19 protein-coding genes and 1 other annotated feature are annotated in these 22,668 nt (G+C 41.7%); of the genes, 9 read left to right on the forward strand and 10 right to left on the reverse strand.

Annotated features, from left to right (window positions below):
* Nucleotides 1-83 precede the first annotated feature (83 nt).
* Complete coding sequence (locus P343_RS35335; RefSeq protein WP_023511648.1) at nucleotides 84-278, forward strand: hypothetical protein; 195 nt, start codon at nucleotides 84-86, stop codon at nucleotides 276-278.
* 233 nt (nucleotides 279-511) lie between these two features.
* On the opposite strand, the gene thrS is transcribed toward P343_RS35335, so the two are convergent.
* Nucleotides 512-2,440 (reverse strand): threonine--tRNA ligase, encoded by a 1,929-nt coding sequence (gene thrS, locus P343_RS35340; RefSeq protein ID WP_023511649.1) that lies wholly within the window; start codon nucleotides 2,438-2,440, stop codon nucleotides 512-514.
* Nucleotides 2,441-2,480: 40 nt separating this feature from the next.
* Nucleotides 2,481-2,699 (reverse strand) — a binding site (T-box leader).
* A gap of 308 nt (nucleotides 2,700-3,007) precedes the next feature.
* Between thrS and P343_RS35345 the strand changes: the two genes are divergently transcribed.
* Entirely contained in the window at nucleotides 3,008-4,195 is a 1,188-nt protein-coding gene (locus P343_RS35345) for a metal-dependent hydrolase family protein (RefSeq protein ID WP_023511650.1), read from the forward strand.
* 247 nt (nucleotides 4,196-4,442) lie between these two features.
* Here P343_RS35345 and P343_RS35350 read toward each other — a convergent pair whose 3' ends face one another.
* The 3 genes from P343_RS35350 to P343_RS35355 all read right to left on the reverse strand — a co-directional run bounded on the left by P343_RS35350 (nucleotide 4,443) and on the right by P343_RS35355 (nucleotide 9,101).
* On the reverse strand, nucleotides 4,443-5,657 hold the full coding sequence (locus P343_RS35350; protein WP_023511651.1) for an MFS transporter: 1,215 nt from the start codon (nucleotides 5,655-5,657) through the stop codon (nucleotides 4,443-4,445).
* Between the two features lie 267 nt (nucleotides 5,658-5,924).
* Nucleotides 5,925-8,501 carry a PAS domain S-box protein gene (locus tag P343_RS36510; protein WP_023511652.1) on the reverse strand — a complete coding sequence of 859 codons (2,577 nt, stop codon included), beginning with the start codon at nucleotides 8,499-8,501 and terminating at the stop codon, nucleotides 5,925-5,927.
* Between the two features lie 273 nt (nucleotides 8,502-8,774).
* The gene (locus P343_RS35355) at nucleotides 8,775-9,101 is read right to left on the reverse strand and encodes a YnfA family protein (protein ID WP_023511653.1); all 327 of its coding nucleotides are present in this window, start codon (nucleotides 9,099-9,101) and stop codon (nucleotides 8,775-8,777) included.
* 670 nt (nucleotides 9,102-9,771) lie between these two features.
* Between P343_RS35355 and hisC the strand changes: the two genes are divergently transcribed.
* Complete coding sequence (gene hisC, locus P343_RS35365; RefSeq protein ID WP_023511655.1) at nucleotides 9,772-10,833, forward strand: histidinol-phosphate transaminase; 1,062 nt, start codon at nucleotides 9,772-9,774, stop codon at nucleotides 10,831-10,833.
* A gap of 143 nt (nucleotides 10,834-10,976) precedes the next feature.
* Nucleotides 10,977-11,357 carry a VOC family protein gene (locus P343_RS35370; protein WP_023511656.1) on the forward strand — a complete coding sequence of 127 codons (381 nt, stop codon included), beginning with the start codon at nucleotides 10,977-10,979 and terminating at the stop codon, nucleotides 11,355-11,357.
* A 121-nt stretch (nucleotides 11,358-11,478) separates the two neighbouring features.
* On the opposite strand, the gene P343_RS35375 is transcribed toward P343_RS35370, so the two are convergent.
* From P343_RS35375 to P343_RS35385, 3 genes are all read right to left on the reverse strand, one after another.
* The gene (locus P343_RS35375) at nucleotides 11,479-13,449 is read right to left on the reverse strand and encodes a methyl-accepting chemotaxis protein (protein WP_023511657.1); all 1,971 of its coding nucleotides are present in this window, start codon (nucleotides 13,447-13,449) and stop codon (nucleotides 11,479-11,481) included.
* A 286-nt stretch (nucleotides 13,450-13,735) separates the two neighbouring features.
* Entirely contained in the window at nucleotides 13,736-14,173 is a 438-nt protein-coding gene (locus P343_RS35380; protein ID WP_023511658.1) for a YybH family protein, read from the reverse strand.
* 469 nt (nucleotides 14,174-14,642) lie between these two features.
* Nucleotides 14,643-14,879: a hypothetical protein gene (locus P343_RS35385; protein WP_023511659.1), complete on the reverse strand. Its 237-nt coding sequence runs from the start codon at nucleotides 14,877-14,879 to the stop codon at nucleotides 14,643-14,645.
* Nucleotides 14,880-15,142: 263 nt separating this feature from the next.
* On the opposite strand from P343_RS35385, the gene P343_RS35390 reads away from it, so the two are divergent.
* From P343_RS35390 to P343_RS37565, 3 genes are read left to right on the forward strand one after another with little or no spacing between them, the layout of a single operon-like run.
* Entirely contained in the window at nucleotides 15,143-15,901 is a 759-nt protein-coding gene (locus P343_RS35390; protein ID WP_023511660.1) for an ABC transporter ATP-binding protein, read from the forward strand.
* A 1-nt stretch (nucleotide 15,902) separates the two neighbouring features.
* Nucleotides 15,903-17,219 (forward strand): FtsX-like permease family protein, encoded by a 1,317-nt coding sequence (locus tag P343_RS35395; protein WP_236620376.1) that lies wholly within the window; start codon nucleotides 15,903-15,905, stop codon nucleotides 17,217-17,219.
* A gap of 26 nt (nucleotides 17,220-17,245) precedes the next feature.
* Complete coding sequence (locus P343_RS37565; RefSeq protein ID WP_236620377.1) at nucleotides 17,246-17,896, forward strand: FtsX-like permease family protein; 651 nt, start codon at nucleotides 17,246-17,248, stop codon at nucleotides 17,894-17,896.
* Nucleotides 17,897-17,975: 79 nt separating this feature from the next.
* Here P343_RS37565 and P343_RS35400 read toward each other — a convergent pair whose 3' ends face one another.
* From P343_RS35400 to P343_RS37285, 3 genes are all read right to left on the reverse strand, one after another.
* The gene (locus P343_RS35400; protein WP_023511661.1) at nucleotides 17,976-20,240 is read right to left on the reverse strand and encodes an ATP-binding cassette domain-containing protein; all 2,265 of its coding nucleotides are present in this window, start codon (nucleotides 20,238-20,240) and stop codon (nucleotides 17,976-17,978) included.
* Nucleotides 20,233-20,664: a MarR family winged helix-turn-helix transcriptional regulator gene (locus P343_RS35405; protein WP_023511662.1), complete on the reverse strand. Its 432-nt coding sequence runs from the start codon at nucleotides 20,662-20,664 to the stop codon at nucleotides 20,233-20,235. Before P343_RS35405 ends, P343_RS35400 begins: the two co-directional genes overlap by 8 nt.
* A 90-nt stretch (nucleotides 20,665-20,754) precedes the next feature.
* Nucleotides 20,755-20,910, reverse strand: a complete 156-nt coding sequence (locus tag P343_RS37285; protein WP_023511663.1) for a hypothetical protein — start codon at nucleotides 20,908-20,910, stop codon at nucleotides 20,755-20,757.
* Between the two features lie 64 nt (nucleotides 20,911-20,974).
* On the opposite strand from P343_RS37285, the gene P343_RS35410 reads away from it, so the two are divergent.
* A complete protein-coding gene (locus tag P343_RS35410) occupies nucleotides 20,975-21,625 on the forward strand; it encodes a response regulator transcription factor (RefSeq protein ID WP_023511664.1) in 651 nt (216 codons plus the stop codon).
* Nucleotides 21,612-22,550 carry a sensor histidine kinase gene (locus P343_RS35415; protein ID WP_023511665.1) on the forward strand — a complete coding sequence of 313 codons (939 nt, stop codon included), beginning with the start codon at nucleotides 21,612-21,614 and terminating at the stop codon, nucleotides 22,548-22,550. Before P343_RS35410 ends, P343_RS35415 begins: the two co-directional genes overlap by 14 nt.
* Nucleotides 22,551-22,668 lie beyond the last annotated feature (118 nt).

The raw sequence follows: 22,668 nt of genomic DNA on the forward strand, positions 1-22,668 counted from the left end.
ATATGCGGGGATGTTTATTTTGTGATGCGAATTTGATGCTATACTGAAGGTAATGGATCTAAATGAACGAATGGAGGAATAAAATGCTTTCATTTAGTCTTGGCAACATCATTTTTCAATTCATTATCATGATCATTCTTTTTTTAATCTCGCTTGCAATTATTGTGATCGCTGTTCTATTCATTAAAAAGCAAGTGCAACATGCGCCGGAGCAACGGAACAAGGAAATTTTAGATAAGCTGGATGAAATCAGTAAGAAACTCGATCAACGAAAATAGGTTTATTGAAAAGCGCCGCGAGATGCGGTGCTTTTTTGCATCGACAGGATCTCTATTTTTTTCATTCGGTCTAATTTATGATTAATTCGGTCGTCGCAGCGGATAATCCGGTCTAAAACATAATTAATCCGGTCAAAACTCTAAATAATCCGGTCGTCACCATTTTTTGATCCTTTTCGAGCATTAAAAAAAGCAGGCGGAAGTTAATCCGCCTGCTCTTTTCATCGATATAATCATGCTTTTTCTACTTTAGTTACCCTATTCTTAATTTCTTCAAGAATATCTGCTTTGAATGCTTCATAAGAAACCGTCTTCGATTCCTGTTCACCGTATTTACGGACATTCACTGCGTTTTGTTCAATTTCTTGATCACCGATAACCAGCATGTACGGAATCTTGTGCGTCTGAGCATCGCGGATCTTGTATCCGAGCTTCTCACCGCGCAGGTCAGCGTGAGCGCGAATGCCGACCTTCTTCAGGTCAGTGACAAGATTCTTAACGTAATCAATGTGCACATCGGCAACTGGAATGATCTGCACTTGCGTCGGTGCAAGCCAAGTTGGGAAGGCTCCGGCGAAGTGTTCGATCAGAATCGCGAAGAAACGGTCGAGCGAACCATAAATCGCACGGTGGATGACAACCGGACGCACTTTTTCGTTATTTTCATCAATATACGTCAGATCGAATTTCTCTGGCATCTGATAGTCAAGCTGAATCGTCGCACATTGATGACTGCGGCCAATTGCATCTTTAATGTGGAAGTCGATCTTCGGACCATAGAACGCGCCGTCGCCTTCATTGATCGTGTACGGCATGTTGATCGCATGCAGTACGCGTTCCAGTGCAGCTTCCGCCTGATCCCACATTTCAATGCTTCCCATGTGATCTTCAGGACGTGTCGACAATTCGACTGTGAATTCGAAGCCGAATGTGTTATAGATCTTGCCGATCAACTGGAAGATATTCTTAATTTCACTTTCAATTTGATCCGGACGAACAAAGATGTGCGCGTCATCCTGACAGAACGTACGCACACGCAGCATACCGTTCAGCGCGCCGCTCAATTCGTGGCGGTGTACCTGTCCAAATTCGGCGATCCGAATCGGCAGATCTCGGTATGAGTGAAGCGTGTCTTTGTAAATCAGCATGTGACCCGGGCAGTTCATTGGCTTCAGCGCATAGTTGACGTCGTCCACTTTTGTGAAATACATGTTTTCATGATAGTGATCCCAGTGGCCTGAATTTTCCCAAAGCCTCTGATTCATCATCAATGGTGTACGCACTTCATCATAGTCCACCTGGCGCTGCAGTTCACGAGAGAAATTTTCCAATTCCGTACGGATGATCTGGCCGTTTGTCAGATAGAATGGCATACCTGGTGCTTCTTCAGAGAACATAAACAGTTCCAGTTGTTTGCCGAGCTTTCTGTGATCTCGCTTAGCCGCTTCTTCAAGAAAGTGAAGATAATCATCCAAATCTTTCTGCTTTAAGAAGCCGACACCATAGATCCGTTGCAGCATTTGGTTGTCGCTATTTCCACGCCAATAAGCGCCGGATACATTCATCAATTTGAAAATCTTGATTTTTCCGGTTGACGGGAGATGCGGTCCGCGGCAAAGATCCACATATTCGCCTTGCGAATAAATCGTAATCGTCGCATCTTCCGGAAGATCACGGATCAATTCAAGCTTCAGATGATCATTTAATTTCGTGAAAAGATCAATGGCTTCCGCGCGACTGACTTCCTTGCGTACAATCGGCAGGTTCTCGCTGATGATCTTCTTCATTTCTTTTTCGATCTTCGGAAAATCCTCTTTTGACAGAGAATGTTCCATATCGACATCGTAATAAAAACCATTCTTGATCACCGGACCAATGCCTAATTTAACATCAGGATAGATCCGTCTCAGAGCCTGGGCAAGCAAGTGCGCACTGCTGTGGCGCATGATTTCCAGACCATCTTCCGAATCCTGAGTGACAATCTCAATAGCAGAGTCTTCTTCAATCGGTCTCGTGAGGTCGTAAAGATCACCGTTGACCTTGCCCGCAACCGATTTTTTCTTGAGACTGGAACTAATGGATTCTGCGACTTGTTCAGAAGTCACACCTTTTGGAAATTCCCGAACAGATCCGTCCGGAAATGTTAATGAAACAGACGACATAACGTTCACTCCTTTGAAAAATAGAAAACACCCGTCTCCCATAAGAGACGAGTGTTAAGCTCGTGGTTCCACCCTTGTTCCATAACCTGTGCAAGGTTATGGCACTTGATCAGATAACGGCTGTACCGTCAGCGACTACTTTAAATTCACCGCTGAAGCTCCAAGGCGGTAAGCAATTGTGCTCTGTTAGGAAGTTCACAGCAAATCTTCCCTCTCTGGGAACGATCACAACAGCTCATGTCCTCTTCAATGCTTTTATACCATTTCTACTGTCATTGTTATTATTGTATGCGTTTCGTTCTAGAAGTGCAAGTGTCGACAAAAATCATGATCAACGATTAACAATCAAAAAAATAGAGCGAATGGTTATTGTTCATTTTAGCCCTATTAGAGGGTTCAATAAATCCTTTTTATAAATAAGTATTTTTATGAAATTCAGAAAATCGTAAATAAACCATTGAATGGGTGAGTATTCTTGTTAAACTATTATTAAGCCTATAAATATTTATTAACAATTCTATTTCAATAGTTCTTAAAATTATGATTTTATGAGAGGAGATTCATTTTATGACAAAGACGCTGTATAAGAACTTTTCTCTTTTTGATGGTAACAAAGATCATTTTGAGGCTAATGCATATTTCGTTGTCGATGATGAAACGGGGAAAATTACAGAAGCAGGCACAGGGTTAGCAGCTGAAGCTGATCAGACGGTTGACTTGGGAAACAAATATGTGATGCCCGGTATGATCAATGCGCACACGCATATTACCTCAGATGTTTCAGGGAAGCTTGATCCTCTGGGATCACCTAAGCTTACACCGGTTGTAGCGACTAAAATAGCTCTTGATAACTTAAGTGATCTACTCAAGCACGGCGTTACATATATCCGCGATGTTGGTGCTGATTTTGATGTCGACATCCAATTATCCAAGCTTGAAAAAGGCGGGAATTTGTTTGCACCAGGTATCTGTGCATCAGGTCGTCCACTTGCGATGACCGGAGGACATTTCTGTACACTCAGCTACGAAGTAGATTCCCCAGATGAAGCTCGCAAAGCAGCACGTCAAGCGCTGAAAAATGGTGCGGATAATATTAAACTTATGGCAACAGGCGGCGTCTCATTTGGTGGCGAATCTCCAGATGATGTTCAACTGACTGAAGAGGAACTGCGTGCCGCGGTCATTGAAGCGCACCATAAAGGCAGAACTGCAAACGCACACGCTCAGGGGACAGAGGGCATCAAGAATGCAGTTCGCGCCGGTGTTGATTCTGTAGAGCACGCCTTTTATCTCGATGATGAAGCGATTCAGATGTTCCTAGATTCGGGCACATTTATTGTTCCGACCTTGATCGCCGTTTACGGTATTTCGGATCGCGGAGAAGGACAAGTCCCTGATTTCATGCTTGACGTCGCTCGAGAAGTCAAAAAGGCACACATGGAAAGCATAGGCAGAGCTGCTGAGGCAGGTGTGAAGCTTGCCATGGGTACAGATGCCGGCACACCAAATAATGATTTCAAGAATGACTCGGCATTCGAATTGCAATTAATGGTCGGAGCAGGCTGTACGCCGCTCCAAACACTGCAGTCAGCAACGATCAATGGCGCACAGCTATTAAAAATTGACGACGAATACGGTACGATTGAAGAAGGAAAATACGCGGACTTTATTGTATTAAATGGCAATCCTCTGGACGATATCAAGATTGTTCAACAAGAAAAACGCGTATTTAAAAAAGGTGTAGAAGTTAAATAAGTTAATTTCGTGTTTTTCGCTTTATGATCAATTATTGTCGAGTGGAAACACTAATGACTATTAACTGGCGAAAAGAGAGAATAGGCGGTCCTAAAAAACTCTTTGAGCAATGAATCGGGGAGAAATCAGTATGAACGATTTCTTCTCGATTTTTCATTTGGTAATCCGAGTCTCTCCCATGTAGGAAACACCTTCTCAAAAAACTATAGGGCTAGCGCAGTTAATTCGATTCAAAGGGTAAAATGAATCAATAGGTACTCACTTTGCGGGTTGTCTGCAGTTTTTCTTTAAAAGGAAAATAGAGTGTCATCCCTGAACTTGATACAATGAGGCCGAAGCCAACCAGAATCCACGCTACAGATAGTTTGCTGGTCAGAAATGAGCCAAAAAGTGTGCCCAGTGGGACAGTACAAGTGCCCAACATACCATTGAAGCTATTGACCCGTCCCCGCTTGTCATCTTCAGTAATCAATTGGTAAGTAGTGCTAATTCCGATACTTGCGAAGCTGATCCCCAGACCTAGTAATCCTAAGAAAACGACTAGCGGAATAAAACCCGGAAATAGCCCCACTAAAATTAAAGCAGCACCTTCTAGGACAAGGCCAATCACTGCCAGTCTGATCTGATTGCTAATGTGCCCGAATAGAATAGTCAGGCTTCCTAATAAAGCTCCGATAGATATTGCCGCGTCTAACCAACCCAAGCCGGCTGATCCAAATTTCAACTGATGACTGATAGCGACAAGAAAAACTTCAATCGGTGCAAGAAAAAAATTAATAATGACACCGCCAACTAAAGTAAGGCATAAAAGACGTTTCATTCGAAGCGTGTAGAAAAACCCCTCTTTAAATCTCATTAAAAATGATTCACCATGCTCCGGCTGACTGACTAAAGGAATTTTAAGAAAAAGAGAAAAGAAAAAAGAAATAATAAACGATAGACCATTCAAAGCAAAAACTGCACTGATTGAGAGAATCGAAATCAATATACCTCCGATTGCCGGTCCAAGTATTGCTGAAAAGCGCCTAATAAATTCAAAGATCGAATTTCCTTTTGATAAATTGTTCCTATCTATAACAAGTGGAAGTGTAGAGGAAAGGGCAGGTGAAAAAAATGCATTCATTGCCGAGATTATGACGAGGACTAAATTGATCATGAGCAATGAGAAATGCCCGTTCATAGTGAGAACAACGAGCATCAACATCATCAGCCCTCTGACAAAGTCAGTAATCATCAGTATTTGTTTCTTTATATTCCGATCAGCCATAACGCCGGCCCATGGCATAACAAAGATTGAGGGAAGCGTCATGCAAATTACACTCATCCCAAGAGACATCGTTGAACCCGTCTGTTTCATAATTGTCCACATCAAGCCGATATAATAGATTTGATCTCCAAATATAGAAACACTTTGTCCCCCAAGCAACAGTAAAAATTGACGATTTCTCAATAACTGATTCATTATGTTTCACCCCATTTACCATATATATAGAATGTCATTTTTGATTTTCATCGAATAACAAGGCAAAAAAAATTGCCCGACTAATATTCAACCATGATTCATCAGGCGGGTTTTTCAGCCGTTTATTTCGATCATTATAGAAAGATATATTTCACAGTAATGAAATTATAGCACTAATTTTAGATAGGTGAATGGAAAATTTTAAAAATTCCTCAATACATTTTTGGAAGTCTCTGCTCTTTGTCTTCTAGGTAAATGCTTGTGGGATTATTTGTGGTTTAGTTCTATGATGTCTGAAATAAATAAGTTTACGATTTCCGCATCAAACTGGGTACCTGCATTCTTTTTTAACTCTTCAACTGCTGCTTCCTGATTCATTTTCCTTCGATAAGGCTTATCAGTCACCATTTCATCAAAGGCACCAACTACACTGATAATTCTTGCAGGCAATGGAATTTCTTTACCTTTTAATCCTAGTGGATAGCCCTTTCCATCAATACGTTCATGATGGCATAGAATAAATTGGGAGATATTCATAAACTCATTTGACAATTTTAAGATATGATAGCCTTTTTCCGGATGCAGACGGATTCTTGCCCATTCCGATTCGGTCAATTTTTCTTTTCTGAACAGATTTTCTTCAATCGTGATCTTCCCGATATCATGCAACAAACCCGCCATCCTCAGTTCATTAATATCGTTTGTATCCATGTTCAGTTTTTCACCAATCGCCGCGCATAGTTTGCTAACACGCCGGGCATGCTTTTCCTCCGAGGGGAGTTTTTCGTATAACGTATTGGAAATCATCTTAATCGTTTTACTGCGCATGCTGTTTCCTTCAAATAGCTTATGCTGATACATATTATTTTCGGCATCTGTAAATATAGTCCTCATGGTCTGCTCTCTGGAATGCTTAACTGCCCAGCCAAAAGAAACGGAAAGGACCGTATGGTTAACACTATTCGCCGATAACAGCGCATGATGGATTCGAGTGAGCCGCTCCTCAACAAATGTTTCATCCGATTTCGGCCAAAGCAGAACGAATTCGTCGCCTCCGACTCTTGCAATGATATCACCCGTTCTGCTTTCTTCTTTAAGAACCTGCGAAATTCGAATCAACAATTCATCGCCGGCGTGATGACCAAATGCATCGTTGGTTAATTTCAATCCATTCACATCGGCAAGCACTAAAGTTATAGGATAGCTTTCCGAGCTTTCGATCCGTTTCAATTCTTCATCATAGAAACGCCGATTATATAATCCGGTGAGCTGGTCATGGTAGCTTAAATAAAGAACACTTTTTTCCGCCTTTTTTCGTTCTTCGATGTTTCGTGTGACACCAATAACTTCAATTTCATGCGCTGCGTTATAACGTAATCTTATGGATAATTCCGTCCACACAAGACTTCCATCCGCACGATATTGTTGCACTTCGCAAATAAACGTATTGGATACATCGGGATGTTCCAAAAATGTTGGTAGTTTTTGAGCCATAGTACGACGCAATATGCTGAGGGAATCCGGACTAAATGTCTCCTCTAGGCTCATCAAAGACGCTGTCTTCACCGAAACGCCTCTTAAATGGGCAATGGAGGGACTAAGATAGGTGACGCATTGACGTGTATGGTTATAGACCCAGATCACATCCGAAGCAAATTCTGTGATCAAACGGTACTTCATTTCACTCGCCTTGAGCGCGTCCTCAGCTTTTTTCTGCTCGGTTATATCGTTGATAAAATACTGAATCGCCTCGCGTCCCTCCCATTTGACCGCAACACCGTTTGCCTGCGCCCAAATGATCTCACCATTTTTCTTCATAACACGGAATTCTGCTTTAAAATGCTTAAGTCCAGAATTCACTTGTTTGCGATAGATTTGAAGGCTGCCTTTTCGGTCCTCGTAATAAATAAAGTGGTGAACATCTGTATGAAGCAATTCCCGTTCGGTATAACCTGAAAGGTTTATGGCTACAGGATTTGCGATTCGGATTCGGTAGTCTTGGACGATAAGAATCGCTTCAGCAGCATTTTCAAAGATGAATTTAAATTGTTCCTCACTAATTTTTAACGCTTCTTCAGTGCGTACTTGTTCGGTGATATCACTAAGAAAATTCAGGCTCGCAAGTTTTCCCTCCCAGTTAATCCGAAGCGATTTCATAGCAATCCAACGCAGTTCCCCATTGGCTGTATAAATGCGAAATCGCGAAAAAGAGCCCTCTCTTTCTCCACGCATCTGTTTAAAGTGGTTTGTTCTCATCCGTTCTCGATCGGGTGCGGCAATCATTTCATAGAAAGGGACGGAAAAAAGGTGGGATTGACTAAATTTTGTTAAGTCCTCCACGGCGTAATTGCATAATTTAACATAGCCGTCTTGAGCAATCACAATCGCTTCCGACACATTGTCGAGAAGCAAATGGTAGTTTTCCTCGCTTTTCGCAGCAGATAATTTGAGTTTATTATGTTCGTTCATTTCTTGAAGAGGAGGCATTTGCTCATTTGAAGAATAGATTAAATTCGTCCAGAAGCGATTTTTTTCGAAAGAGTATTCACAGACTTTATAGGGGTACTGCATCATCGCAGGCGGTACATCAATAATTCTTGTTCCCCCGCGAAGTGCCACATCAGCAAATTTCCAAATTAATTCTTGCCGTATATCCTCTTGAATATCCGGCATCACCTCAGAAAATCGTTTGCCGACAATTGGCACATCGCTAAGGCCAATCATTTCTTTAAATGCAGAATTTGTTTGAAGAAAGATAAAATCACATGGGGATCCCTTAGAATCATAAACCATTTCTTGATAAGCGATCCCTACCGGTAAATACTGATCACGTGTGTTATTCATCGTTTCAGCCCCACAACCTAATACTTCCGTATCTGTTTCTGTTTCTGAATCCACATGTTTTCCATTAATTTCTTTGTAAAGCGATTTTATGTATATTCACGCTCTAATTGTTTCATCTTACAACAAAATGACTATGGTTACAGTTAATTAGACCTATATTTATCTTTGTTGTTAATATCGGAACAATCTTGCAAATGTTAAGTGATCACAGTAATTACTAATCATTTTACTCCTATCTACGCGCAAATTGGAATTTTGTTCCAACTAATCTCATTAATGCCTCGGGGCAAGCACCATCACGGAAACGCCGATGATACAAATCAGTGCACCAATCCAGTCATATAAATCCGGTGTTTTTCGATCAATACCCCAACTCCATAAAAGTGACAGAACGATAAAGACACCGCCATATGCAGCATAAACCCTGCCAAATGACGGGAACACCTGCAGTGTTGCAATGACACCATATAATGCTAAAATCACTCCACCAATCAGTCCCAAATAAAACGATCTTCCTTCTCTTAGCCACTGCCAAATTAAATAACCACCGCCGATTTCTGCTAGACCGGCAAAAATAAACAAAATAACTGTTCTAATCATTGTCTACCCCTTGTCTTAGATTAAATATTTTTCACGCTTATTCTTGTCATCGATTAACTTCATAACAGCGATACATAACAACATTAATCCTATGAAATTTGCGTAAGGTTCCGCAGTATGAAAAAAGTTCTGGGAGATGAATGATATGATAAAAATTATGATCGCAAAAGATACAATTACTCTATAGATTGTATATTCTTTCATAGTTTACATTGACTCCTCTATTATTTATTTTTTCACGGAAAACAAAATAATGACAAGGCCATGTATCGATTCCTTGCTCAACTAAATAGAAGATTCATTAATAGTGTAAGTTTGATATTTCCATTTTATCAGAGCTTATTGGAATACCTATTCTAACTGTAAAAATGTGAGATAATCTTAAATGATCTTTATGAAACCCAGAAAAAAAGTGATTTATTATTAGAAACTATTTTCATCATTACACCTTGATTATAAGTAAACAAGCAATTTTATACTGTGATCTTAACGATGCTTTTTTGTCATACGTTTTGATGAACATCATGAATTTTATATAAGTGTCAGCTAGGCCTATTTAACAATGCAACGAAATTTCTTTTACTTTCACTTGGTAATACTGTATCATAGTAAAGAGAATATAACTAAATTTGAAGTACAGAATCTATTGATCGATTAAGTGAGGTGCGCCATGAGTAAATTTTGGAATGAACTTGTGCAGAAGCTGGATCCTTATGTGCCTGGTGAGCAGCCTAAGGATAAAAAGTATGTAAAATTGAATACCAATGAAAATCCGTATCCGCCTTCTCCGAAAGTGGTCAAAGCAATCAAACAAGCGGTTAATGAACAGCTGCGACTATATCCAGATCCGAACGCCGATGAATTACGAAAAACGGCTGCCGAGCACTTTCAATTAGATCCTGAACAAATTTTTGTCGGCAACGGTTCAGATGAAGTACTCGCCTTTAGTTTTATGTCCTTCTTTTCCGCCGAAAATCCGGTAGCTTTTGCCGATATTACATACAGTTTTTATAAGGTGTACGCGAACTTATGCTCACTGAGTCCGAAAATTATTCCACTTAATGAAGATTTCAGTCTACCGGTCAAAGCTTTCTGCGAGCCGAATGGCGGCGTTGTCATTCCTAATCCGAATGCACCGACCGGACGTGGAGTTTCACTCTCAGAGGTCAAAGAAATACTGGAAGCGAACAAAGATCATGTCGTGATTATCGACGAAGCGTATATCGATTTTGGCGGCGAATCGGTTATTCCTTTCATTAACGATTATCCTAATCTGCTTGTCATCCGGACCCTGTCCAAATATTCCTCCCTAGCAGGAATCCGGGTAGGCTATGCATTAGGCCAAAAAGAACTTATTGACGGTCTGAATCGCGTGAAGAACTCATTTAATTCGTATACGATTGACCGATTAGCTCTTGCCGGCGCAAAAGCAGCAATTGATGACGATGCGTATTATCAAGAGATGGCTAAGAAAATTGTTACAACAAGAGAGCAAACGATCGAACGGCTTCAAAATATAGGGTTCACAGTCGTACCATCGCAGTCAAACTTCATTTTTGCCAGTCATACAGAAGTGGACGCTGAAGTCATTTTTCACGAACTGCGCGATCATGGCGTCCTTGTCCGTTATTTCAACCAGCCGCGCATTTCAAATCACTTAAGAATTACGATCGGCACAGACGAAGAGATGGACAAGCTGATCGATGCACTAAAACTTATTCTTAAAAAATAAATAGGTTAGCATTTAAGGGCAGGAGTAACCACTTCTGTCCTTTTCCTTTTATTGAACGCTATTTTTATTAATCTTTGTTAGGAATTATTGGGTATAGTAAAGTAAGTTACTCATAAATAACAATGAAAATGGAGACGAAACGAATGATTCATAAACTCGGTCAAGTCATGCTCTATGTAACTAATCAAGATGACTCTTTGAAATTCTGGACAGAAAAAGCCGGATTTCACCTCGTTTCTAAAGAAGATAACGGACAAGGACTAAGATGGTTTGAAATTGCTCCCTCCGAGGAAGCAGAAACGAGCATTGTTCTCCACAATAAAGAACTAATCGCTAAAATGCAGCCTGAATTGAATCTCGGTGCACCATCATTACTTTTTTTCACAGAAAATTTGGATGCGCTCTACAAGAACTTTACTGATAAAAATATTACAGTTGGAGACATTGTTACCATGCCTACGGGCCGGGTTTTTAATTTTGCTGATAACGAAGGAAATTACTTTGCAGTATTGGAAAAAAAGTGAGTTGAAATAACCCAAAACATTGATCAGCATGTATCCAAAATAAAAAGGCTGCTGTCCGAATAACCGGTACAGCAGCCTTTTTTATGACATTTAATCTTATTCTAAATAAATGTGGCAACCATTATTTTGTTTTAAAAGACGAAACAATTTGATGCAGTTCTTCAGCCATATCCGATAGAGCCGTCGCGTTGCTCGCGATTTCTTCCATTGAAGCAGATTGCTCTTCAGTAGCTGCAGAAGCATTTTGTGATTCGCTGCTTACCTTTGATGCTGCTTCATTTATATTTTTAACGGCAGCATCAACTTGTCCGGTTTCCTGAGCAATCATTTTGATGGCTTGTGTCATTTGTTGAATCTCTTTTGACACACTGTTCATTGACTCAGCAATGTTTTCAAATGAATCCGCAGTTTTATTTACTGACTCAAGACCTTTATTTATCTCAATACTGCCGGTTTTCATGGATTCCATAGATTTGGTGCTGTGTACTTGCAACAAGCCGACGACTTCTGAAATCTTCTTTGTTGAATCCGCAGACTGTTCGGCAAGCTTTCGAATCTCATCGGCAACAACAGCAAAACCGCGTCCCTCTTCGCCAGCCCGTGCAGCTTCGATTGCCGCATTTAGTGAAAGCAGCTGCGTTTGTGCAGCGATATCGTCAATCAACTGGTTCATTTCTTCAATTCTTGCGACTTGATTCGTAAATTCTTCAATCGTCTTTAATGCTTCTTCTTGTTTTTCTTCTATAATTTGAATCTGACTCGTCGTTTGTTTTAACGTCCTTTTTCCGAATTCAACCTTATTCATGGCATCATCAGAAGCATGATGCAGATGATCCGCATTCCCATCAATTTGTTCAATTTGATTTTGTATCGAATCAGTAGATGCAGCAGTTGACTCGGTTTCTTTATAAGAATCATTTGCCCCAACAGCCATCTGCTGAATAGATTGGGCGATTTCATCAATGGTTGCTTTACTTTCTTCTGTCGAAGCCGTCAGTTCTTCCGATGAAGAAGCAAGTGCACCTGCCTTCTCACCAACACTATTAAGAATATGACGTAATTCTTCAATCATTTTATTAAAGCCTTCACCAAGATGCTCAAATTCTACAAAGCTTTTAACATTCACTTTTTGCGTTAAGTCTTTATTGATGACGCGTGAAGATACATCTAATATTTTTTTCATCGGACTGATAATGTTTCGAACAGCGAGCAGAGCAATAAGAGTGCCTAATATTGCCATGATCAAGCCAACAATTACAGTCTGAACGAGAATTTTATGTAAGTCCGAATTGATTTCAGCTTCCGAAACGTTACCAATGATGACCCATCCGGTACTTTTATTGTGTATGAAATTCACTTGACGAGGTACACCCATCTGGTTGGTAAAAAATGAACCGCTGTTTTTTCTATAACGTGCTTGATTTGGTGTTTTCTTTCCGGCTTTTACCAACTTACTCACCATTGCCGTGTTCTCTGCGCTGTATAAGCTCGCATATCCTGATTTTCCAATTCGAACTTCTTTAACGATTTTCTGCAATGCACTCAAGTCAATCGTCAAATTAATAATTGCCTTACCATCTTTTGTGGTTCTTGCAAAAGCAACGACATGGTGTCCAGTACTAGCAGAGATGTACGGTTCGGTCAATACAACTTTTCCAGGACTCGCCATCGCCAATTTATACCACGGACGTGTCCTCGGATCGAATCCTTTAGGCATTTTTGTACCATTACCACTAAGAAAATAGCCATTTGTATCCGCAGCCGAAATATTATCCGCAAGTTTTGTACTGTGAAATTGACTGCTTAATAAAGCCTTCACACTATTGCTTTTTATATGATCGGCACTGATCATATTCGCCAAGTAATTGATACGAGCGTGCTGGTCTCCGATCATCTGATTGATGTTCTCACTAAGAATATTGATACTGTTTCTGGCATTTCCGCTAATACTGCGCATCATTTCATTTTTTGCACTAAGATACGAAAACGTTCCAACCATTCCTGAAGGGACAATAACAAGCATAACAGTCATAAAGATGAGTGCGAATCTTAATCGCAACTTAGCATGTCCCCGCCTTTTTTTCTCGATCATTGTAAAATTCTGCTCCTGTCTATGCTGTATTTTTAAACGAGTGAATAGTCATCATTAAATCCGACACATTTCCTCCTATTTCTACATCGGTTTTTAATAAAACTGGTTAATAAGGAATCGGACATAATTCTTACTTTTCACAAAAGGTTCACTTTTTCCAGATGATTTACTTTCTACTCGGAAGCGCATATTCGAGGCAAAATAAAAGAGTCCTCATCATCATGAGAACCCTTGATACAAAAACATATGAAAAAACCAAGCATCGAGCCGTTATTAGGAATCATGTTTATCTTAAGTTAAAAATACCCTCCCTGGTCTCCATATTTATTGGCAACGAGGAATGTTCATGTATTATACTCCAAGATTCATTTTCTTTTCTCAAACCGAATGTGAATCGATTAGTGATCTGATGAACCTTCTCTCCACATGCGTTGTGCGCCGCAAACGTTACCGCACAATAAACAAAAGCGAGATTCGCATTCTCCTCAATGACTAGATCATCAAAGCTTGTTTTGAGATAATATCCTTCCTCATTCAACCCATTAAACCAATTTTGTATCGTTTCCTTCCATTGGGAAATACCGATGCACGCCCAATTCTCCCAGCAATCATAAATATGAACGTCCGAAGCATATGCAGAAAGAAACCGCTCAACATTTTTCTCATAAATAGCAGATTTGTAATTTTCTAAGACTGCCTTAACCGTACGAAAAGCGCTGCTCATGAGTTCAGCTCCTTTGTTAATCTCCTTTAATTTTATTTATTCGATCGCACGATGTCCATTAGTAAGTTCCCTTTGTTCAAGAATCCTGTCACTCTATATGCGACTTTGAATCATCAATCTTCTGCATGAACGACACTTCAGCTGCTCGCTTGCCGCCGGCAGTCCGGGAGCCTCCTCGATCAACCGAGCATCTGCGGGGTCTCCCCTGGCCTGCGATCAACAGGATCGCTCCGCAGGCGTCTCGTGCTTCTGTGTTTGAATCAGAATTTTTCCGAGCATTACGCCGCTGATATGAACCCTGAATTCACTCGAAATTATATACTTTTCTTATCCTGCGAAAAAATCAGTACTTTGAATTGTTCAAAGTACTGACTTTCATAGTAGCATATCAACCTCATTCTGATGCCGGTGGTCGGGTGACGATTTCCTCATCAGTATGTAAGACAGCCTATTGGCCATGGTATTTCATTTAGGATAACTCTCTAGCATCCTCAAGTATTATTATATTATTCTCTTGATCAATGGATAAACCGCATTGAAAATCCTTTTTAATCGTCTCTATGTTTTCATTATTTAACACATCATCATCACAGGAAAAGTACACATTTCCTTCTTCAACGTAATAAGGAGATATAAGCGCCAAAGGCAATGTTCTCTGGTCATATTTATCAAATCCGATTGTACTCAACATTTTCCACTTGTACATTCAATTCCCTCACTTTTCCAAATTATTTGTCAATAATTATACTCTATTTCTAAATAAGGTTAAATAGTTAGCTCCGATTAGGTTGATTCGTCCATCACAATAGCGTTTCAAGACTTATTAATCAGAAATGGATCCAGTTCTCCAGGTGCCGACTTGAATCTGACAAATCTGTAAGACTGCACATCAGAAATGTAAGGCAGCCGCTGCGCGAGACCTTGTATACTAAACACATCAGGAAAATAAATCATCAAGGAGCGAGCACGATGTTGTTACAAGTCAAACATTTGCAAAAAATATTCCAGACTAGATTCAGTAAAGAAAAAACCATTGCCTTACAAGACGTGAGCTTTAGTGTTGAAGACGGGGAGTACATTGCCATTATGGGTGAAAGTGGTTCGGGAAAAACAACGCTGCTGAACACACTGGCGACGCTCGACAAACCGACATCCGGATCCGTGATCCTGAACGGTCAGGACGTAACGAAAATCAAAGAAAACAAACTGGCGGAATTTCGTCGCACCCATTTGGGCTTCATTTTTCAGGATTTCAATCTGCTTGATACCCTGTCGGTGCGCGACAATATTTTCCTGCCGCTCGTTCTGGGACGCGAGAAAGTCCGCGTGATGGAACAGCGCCTCGAAAAGTTGGCACCCAAATTAAACATCAATGATCTACTGAACAAACAGCCATTCGAATTGTCCGGCGGTCAGAAACAGCGTGTGGCGATCGCTCGCGCCTTGATCACCGAGCCGGAGCTTGTGCTCGCCGATGAACCAACAGCAGCACTCGATTTCAAAAACAGTGAAAGTCTACTTGCCTTGCTTGAAGAAATCAACGACACTGGACAGACAATCCTGATGGTCACGCACTCGGCGATTGCAGCGAGCCACGCCAAACGTGTGCTGTTTATCAAAGACGGCCGCATCTTCCATCAGCTCTACCGTGCGAACCGCGAAGCCTCTAAATTCATGCAAGAAATCAGTATGACGATGACCAGTCTGCTTGGAACTGAGGTGCGCTAAGATGTTTTACGTCAAATTAGCGAGCCGCAACATCCGCCAATCGATCAGCAATTTTCTTCCCTTCGGTCTCTCAAGTGTAGTGATGTTCATCATGAATCTGATGATCGCGACGATCTTACTTAGCCCAAGCTTGAAAAAGCTGAAAGGTTCAGGCAGCTTCGCAATGCTGCTCGGCTTAGGTTTAATCGTCTTATCGATCTTTGCCACCATCTTCATGATTTACAGCTACCGCTTTTTACTGAAGCGGCGCACCAAAGAATTTGGTCTCTACAATATTCTCGGTTTGAAAAAGCGTCACATCGTCCGTATTTCCATTTTGGAACTCATGATGATGTTCTTTGCGACCGTGATTACAGGAACTGTTTTTGGTATCATCCTGGCTAAATTTCTCTATCTGATCTTAATTCATCTGCTCGGTGAAAGTTATTTTGACTTACAGTGGAGTCCAATTGCGGTTGGAATTGTGACCATGATTTTTGCGTGCATCTATCTGCTCTTGATGATCATCAGTAGCTTCTCCATCCGTCGTCAGTCCAGTCTTGAATTGCTTAAAAATGCGAGTAAAGGAGAAAAGGAACCGAAATCACGCGGCATTCTGGCCCTGCTTGGTCTCGTATCCCTGGCAATCGGTTACTACCTTGCTGTAACGGTCACCTCTCCGCTCGATGCCTTAACTAAATTTTTTATTGCAGTGCTGTTTGTCATTTTCGGCACGCTCTTGTTCTATTTAAGCTTTACGATTTGGCTGCTCAAACGGCAGAAAAAAAATAAAGCCTATTATTATCAGCCGAAACATTTTATTACCGTCTCCAGTATGCTTTACCGCATGAAACAGAATGCGGTCGGGCTGGCAAATATAACGATATTAGTGACGATGACATTTGTGACCTTGGCGACAACCGTTGGGCTCTACTCCAGCATCAATGGATTTCTGGATGATTATTTCGTTCGCAACACGATCATCAATATCAATACGACGCAGCAGCGAGGCACTTCGTTCATTGATCAGGTGGCGGAAAAAAACGGAATTTACCTGAAGCATAAAATCAGCTACGAAATGTCGAATAGCATGATCGGAGCGATGCAAAATGGAAAATTTGAGAACAAACAAAAGCTTTCCAATCTGACCGCCGTCAACTTCATGACCGCAGATACATATGCGCAGCTGACTGGGAACAAAGTTCATCTGAGTAGCAATGAGGCAATTGCCTTTCCGGCCGTCGGCAGCTTCAATGAAGATCAAGTGAAGTTCGGGGACCATACATTTAAAATCAAAGAAAAAATTAGCGGAACCGTAACTTTCCATCGATCAGCATGACGGCATCAAACTGGTTGATCCTAATTGTGAATTCGAAAGAACAAATTCAACCCGTTCTAAACGATGCAGCCAAAGCGGCGGGCAATCAATACACGCTAGGTTTTGAGACAACTATCAACGCCGATATGAGTGCAAAAGATGCAAATAAACTACAAAAAACTTTATCTGACTACCTGGCCGAAGGAGACAAACCGATTCAGCGAATGAATGAAGAAAAGGATCAGACAATTTCCGGCACGTCTCCACGCCTGCAAAGCTATGATGACACGCACCAGCAATTTCTCTCTTTTGCCGGCGGATTCCTGTTCATCGGTCTGGTCTTAGGATTCACCTTTATTCTCGGTACCGCATTAATCATTTACTACAAACAAATCTCTGAGGGAGAACAGGATAAACGTAGCTTCGAAATTCTTCAGGAGGTTGGTTTGAGCAGTGAAGAAGTGCGGCAAACGATTCGATCACAAGTCCTGCTTGTGTTCTTCATGCCGATCGCCGTTGCGGTTGTCCACTTTAGCTTTGCCTTCATCATGATTCAGAAGCTGATCAGTTTGTTTGGCACAACACGCTTCAGTTTGCTGCTTTTGACGAGCATAGGAACAATTTCCGCCGTTGCAATCATTTACTACATCATCTACAAACAAACAAGCCGGGCGTATTATCGAATTGTTGAGCGGTAAATTTCAAAAGGGCATCCCGCGATCGGGATGCCCTTTTTTAATGCCTCCATTTTTGCGAATGAACTGCTTCTCCCGTTAATTAGATTGGGTGCGTTGATCCATTGATATAGCGACGCAAATGTTTTGCGGTGTACGAATGGGGAGCGTTTAACAAATCAGCAGGATACCCTTGAAAAATTACATTGCCCCCTAAAGTACCTCCACCTAACCCCATGTCAATCAGCCACTGCGCCTGACTGATAATCGACAGATTATGTTCTAAGACAATCAGTGTTTTACCCGTATTAAGTAGTTGTTTAAACAATGTCAACAGCTGATCGATATCTGCTTCGTGAAGTCCTGTGCTCGGTTCATCCAGAATCAACACGTTGCTCGTATTTTGAGTAAGCGTTTTAGCGATTTTCAGCCTTTGCAGCTCACCGCCTGAGAACTGATCCAAACCTTGTCCTAATTTTATGTAGCTAAGATTAACGCCAATAAGATCATTGAGCACTTGCTTTAAGCGATGATCTTCAATCCAAATTTCCGCTTCATCAACAGATAAGTGCAGAAAATCATCAATCGTCTTACCTCGCCATTTCACGGACAGTGCTTCATCATTGTACCTTTTCCCATGACATTTTTCACAAAGCTGCTGAACATCACCCATATAAGCTAAATCCAGCTTAATAAAACCTTTCCCCTTACACATCGGACAAGCCCCCTTACCGTTGAAACTAAAAAGGGAGCTGCTTTTATGCGTGTATTTGGCAAACAAATCGCGAACGTGATCGAACACATTAAGATAGGTAAGCACATTCGACCGATTACTGCCGCGAATTGGGCTTTGATCAAGAATTTTAGCCTCTGGATACTTTTTCGTGAAAAGATAACGAATCAAGGTACTCTTGCCTGATCCGGCAACACCGGTGACCACGGTTAGACACTGCTTCGGTATGCTCACAGAAGCGTTGCGGACATTATGAAGGTTGACATGATCCAACGTGTAAAAAGAAGAGATGGGCTGCTTTTTTTTATTGATCGTATGCGGTTTCGCAAGTGCATTTCCAGTGATTGTTCTCGATCGGATCAGGTCGGCATATGTTCCTTTAAAAGTGATCTTGCCGCCTCGTTCCCCCGCATGTTCCCCTACGTTGATGATATAATCAGCGATTTTAATCATGTCCGGATCATGATCCACTAAAACAACCGTATTTCCTTTAATCTTCAGTCCATTGATCATTTTAATTACTCCCGAAAGATCCTGCGGGTGCAGTCCGATACTGGGCTCATCAAAAATATATAAAATATCTGATAGCGCACTGTTTAAGTGCTTTGTCATTTTTATCCGCTGCGATTCACCACCGGAAAGCGAACGCGTCATGCGATTCAATGATAAATAATTCAGCCCAACCATCTGCAAGCTTTCCAGCTTCTTAATCAACTCATTTAATATGAGGGTTGCATCAGGGTGTTCAATCGAACGAATAAATGCTAACAGCTCGGACACGGTCATGGTCACACAGTCCGCGATAGACCGCCCTTGGATTTTTGCTGATCTCGCCTTTTCGTTCACCCTTGTTCCATGACATTCCGGACAAACGTGTACATCAAGGATCCGCTCCAACTCGCCCGCATACTTCGCGTCGTCTTTTTCGATAAAACCTTTTGTGATTCTTGGGATCACCCCGATATACGTTGAGGTTTTCGGCCATTTGCTTGTTGGCTTCTTCGGCATGCTGCCTGAATCATAGAGCAATAGATTCATCTCTTCTTCGGTGTAATCTGAAATCTTTTTATCGTTATCAAAATTGCCTGTCTCCGTATAGCGGCTCAAGCGGTAGCCACCGGGCTGGAAGGTTGGAAATTGGATGGCTCCTTCATTAAGCGATCGGTTAAAATCAATCAACCGCTGATTATTAATTTGTTTTATCTCGCCCAACCCTTTGCAACGCGGACACATTCCTTCAAGGTTATTGAACGAATAGACCATCGAATACCCAATAAACGGTTTGGCGATTCTTGAAAACAGCAGTCTGAGGCTTGTATAACTATCTGTAATTGTCCCTATCGTCGAGCGTGCATTGCCGCCAATCCGCTTTTGATCAATCACAATCGATACTGGCAGATTTTTGATCGCATCAACACGAGGCGGTTGGTAGTGAGGCAGGAGCTGCTGAATGTAACTCGAATAAGTTTCGTTGAGCAGTCGTTGCGATTCTGCGGCCAAAGTGTCAAAAACCAAAGAAGATTTGCCTGAACCTGAAACACCGGTGACCGCCGTGATCTTGTGCTTCGGAATCTTGAGCGACACATTTTTTAGGTTGTTCGTCCGTGCCCCTTTAATCTCAATAAATTCATTCATGCCTGTTCACCCTTTCAGAACGCAGTGCATTGGCAAATTTGCTCGCTAGTCGTGCAAACTGCTGCTGCTCTTGTTCTGTAAACAGGTTGCACGCAACGGCAGCCAGTTGGTTGTGTCCGTTCTCAATCGTCGCCAATAATGTATGCCCATCAGTCGATAATACGGTTTGCAGCTCTCTCCCATCGCGAACACTTGGCTTCTGTTCAATATAGCCCATCAGTTTCAGTCTCTTGAGTGCTTTGGACAATTTTGTCCGACTAATGCCTAATAGCGCACTCACTTCAGAAGGAAGCAGACACTCTTTCTGCGCTAAAAGGTGGAGGATATCATAGTGTAACCAGCTGATCTCCTTTGGATTGACTCGATTTCGCTCCGCAACCAATTCACATTGCAAATTAATCAATACGTCATCAAATGCGTCCATTAGTTTCACCTCGGAAATAGTTTCTAATAAGAAATTATATAGTGTTGCTCACTTAATAGCAAACAGTTCAGCCAGTTAAAAATGACCCTTTCACTTGCGCAGATCAGGAATATCAGAAAGATAATCGATTATGTCTTGTTTAGGCGGTGAGTAACTCAAAGTCTTTTCTTCACTTTTTACCGTTTCAGGAATCTTCAACTTTTTCATGGCATATGCCATGAAAGCCAACACATATCTTTTTTTCACACATTTGTCCCGCTCTGTGAAAATCAGTAGAATGAAGATAGCTAATCACATAGGAGAATTTTTGATGACAAAACTATTTATTGTGGAAGACGACGCGGCAATTGTGAAACAACTAACGTCTGCGCTAGATGAATACACGGTTGTTTCCGTGCAAAATTTTCGCAGCATCCGTCAGGAAATTGAAACCGAGACGCCGGATTTAATCTTAATGGACATTACTTTGCCGTATTTTAACGGCTTTTACTGGACGACTGAGATTCGCAAGAAAGCGACGACGCCAATCATCTTTCTCAGCTCAGCGGACGATGAAATGAACCAGGTGATGGCGATGAATATGGGCGCTGACGATTACGTCACCAAACCGTTTTCCGTCGACGTACTGAGGGCGAAAATTCATGCCCTGCTGCGCCGAACCTACAGCTTCTCACAAGCCCAATTGAGCTTCAACAGCTTCATCCTGGAAGGCACCGAATTGAAAAAGGGACAGGACAAAGTTGATTTGACGCCAACCGAGGCCAAGTTGCTGCGCACCTTGTTCGAACAGCCTAATCAAACGGTACCCAAAGACGTGCTGCTGGCCAAGCTTTGGGAGTCAGATGACTATATCGATGCCAATGCTCTGCAAGTCAACATCGCCCGCATGCGCAAGAAGCTAAATACGATTGGGTTTGACTATATCGGAACGGTGCGAGGTGTCGGCTATGTATTGGCGTGAACGAAAACATTATATACTGGCCGTCGCCGTTACCATTTTCATCATCAGTGTTACCTTTTATTTACGTAATTTGCCGATGCTTACCTTCTTTTCAAGTCTGCTATTTGGTGCAACCGTCCTCGGTATTTTCTGCGCCTATGATTATTACCGATTTCAGTGCCGTCATCGCCAGCGGCTCCAGCAAGTCGTGCCTCAGGTTGATTTAACCCCGCAGTCACAAGCCGAACAAGATCTGTTGAAGTTGCTCGACGAACAAAAAGTATACTATGAAAATAAAATCGCCGGAATCAAAAAATTTGATGAGGACTTGACCGATGTCGTACGAATTTGGAGCCATCAAATGAAGGTACCGCTCTCCGTCCTCGATTTGATGGGACAGACAAGTGATTTTACGGTTGATGAATTGAAGGAACAAACGTTTCAGTTAGAAAATTATCTGGACATGCTGCTGCATTATCTGCGATTGAACCACGAACAAACCGACTACCGCTTTACAGCCGTGCAGATAAAGCCTCTCGTTCAGTCAGTTGTGCGCAAGTTTGCTCCGCTGTTTATTCGTAAAGGGCTCAGTGTTACCATCGATGGCGATGCGACTTGGACCACCGACGAGAAGTGGCTCTCCTTTGCACTTGACCAAATCATAGGCAATGCTGTCAAATATACGAAAGCAGGTAAGGTCCGTGTGCAAATTTCCCCGCAATCCATTCAAATCAGCGACACAGGCATCGGCATATTAAATGAGGACTTGCCCCGTCTGTTTGAGCACGGCTTTACCGGCTACAACGGCCGCCGTGACAAAAAAGCAACCGGTCTCGGTTTCTTCTTAGCGAAGGAAGTCGCCGACCGGCTTTCTTTGCGTATTCATGTGGATTCTGAAATTGATAAAGGAACAACTGTGACGATTAAACGAATTATTGAACACTGACTATCAGTACTTTTATGATGAGTAAAGCTCAACATTGTCGAGAAGACGAGCGTTTCACACTCAGAAGATTACCATCTTTATCGTTTCTTTGATGATCTTCCTGACCACCGTCCTCTCA

This window comes from Sporolactobacillus laevolacticus DSM 442 (assembly GCF_000497245.1).
In the GTDB taxonomy this organism is placed as follows: Bacteria; Bacillota; Bacilli; order Bacillales; family Sporolactobacillaceae; genus Sporolactobacillus; species Sporolactobacillus laevolacticus.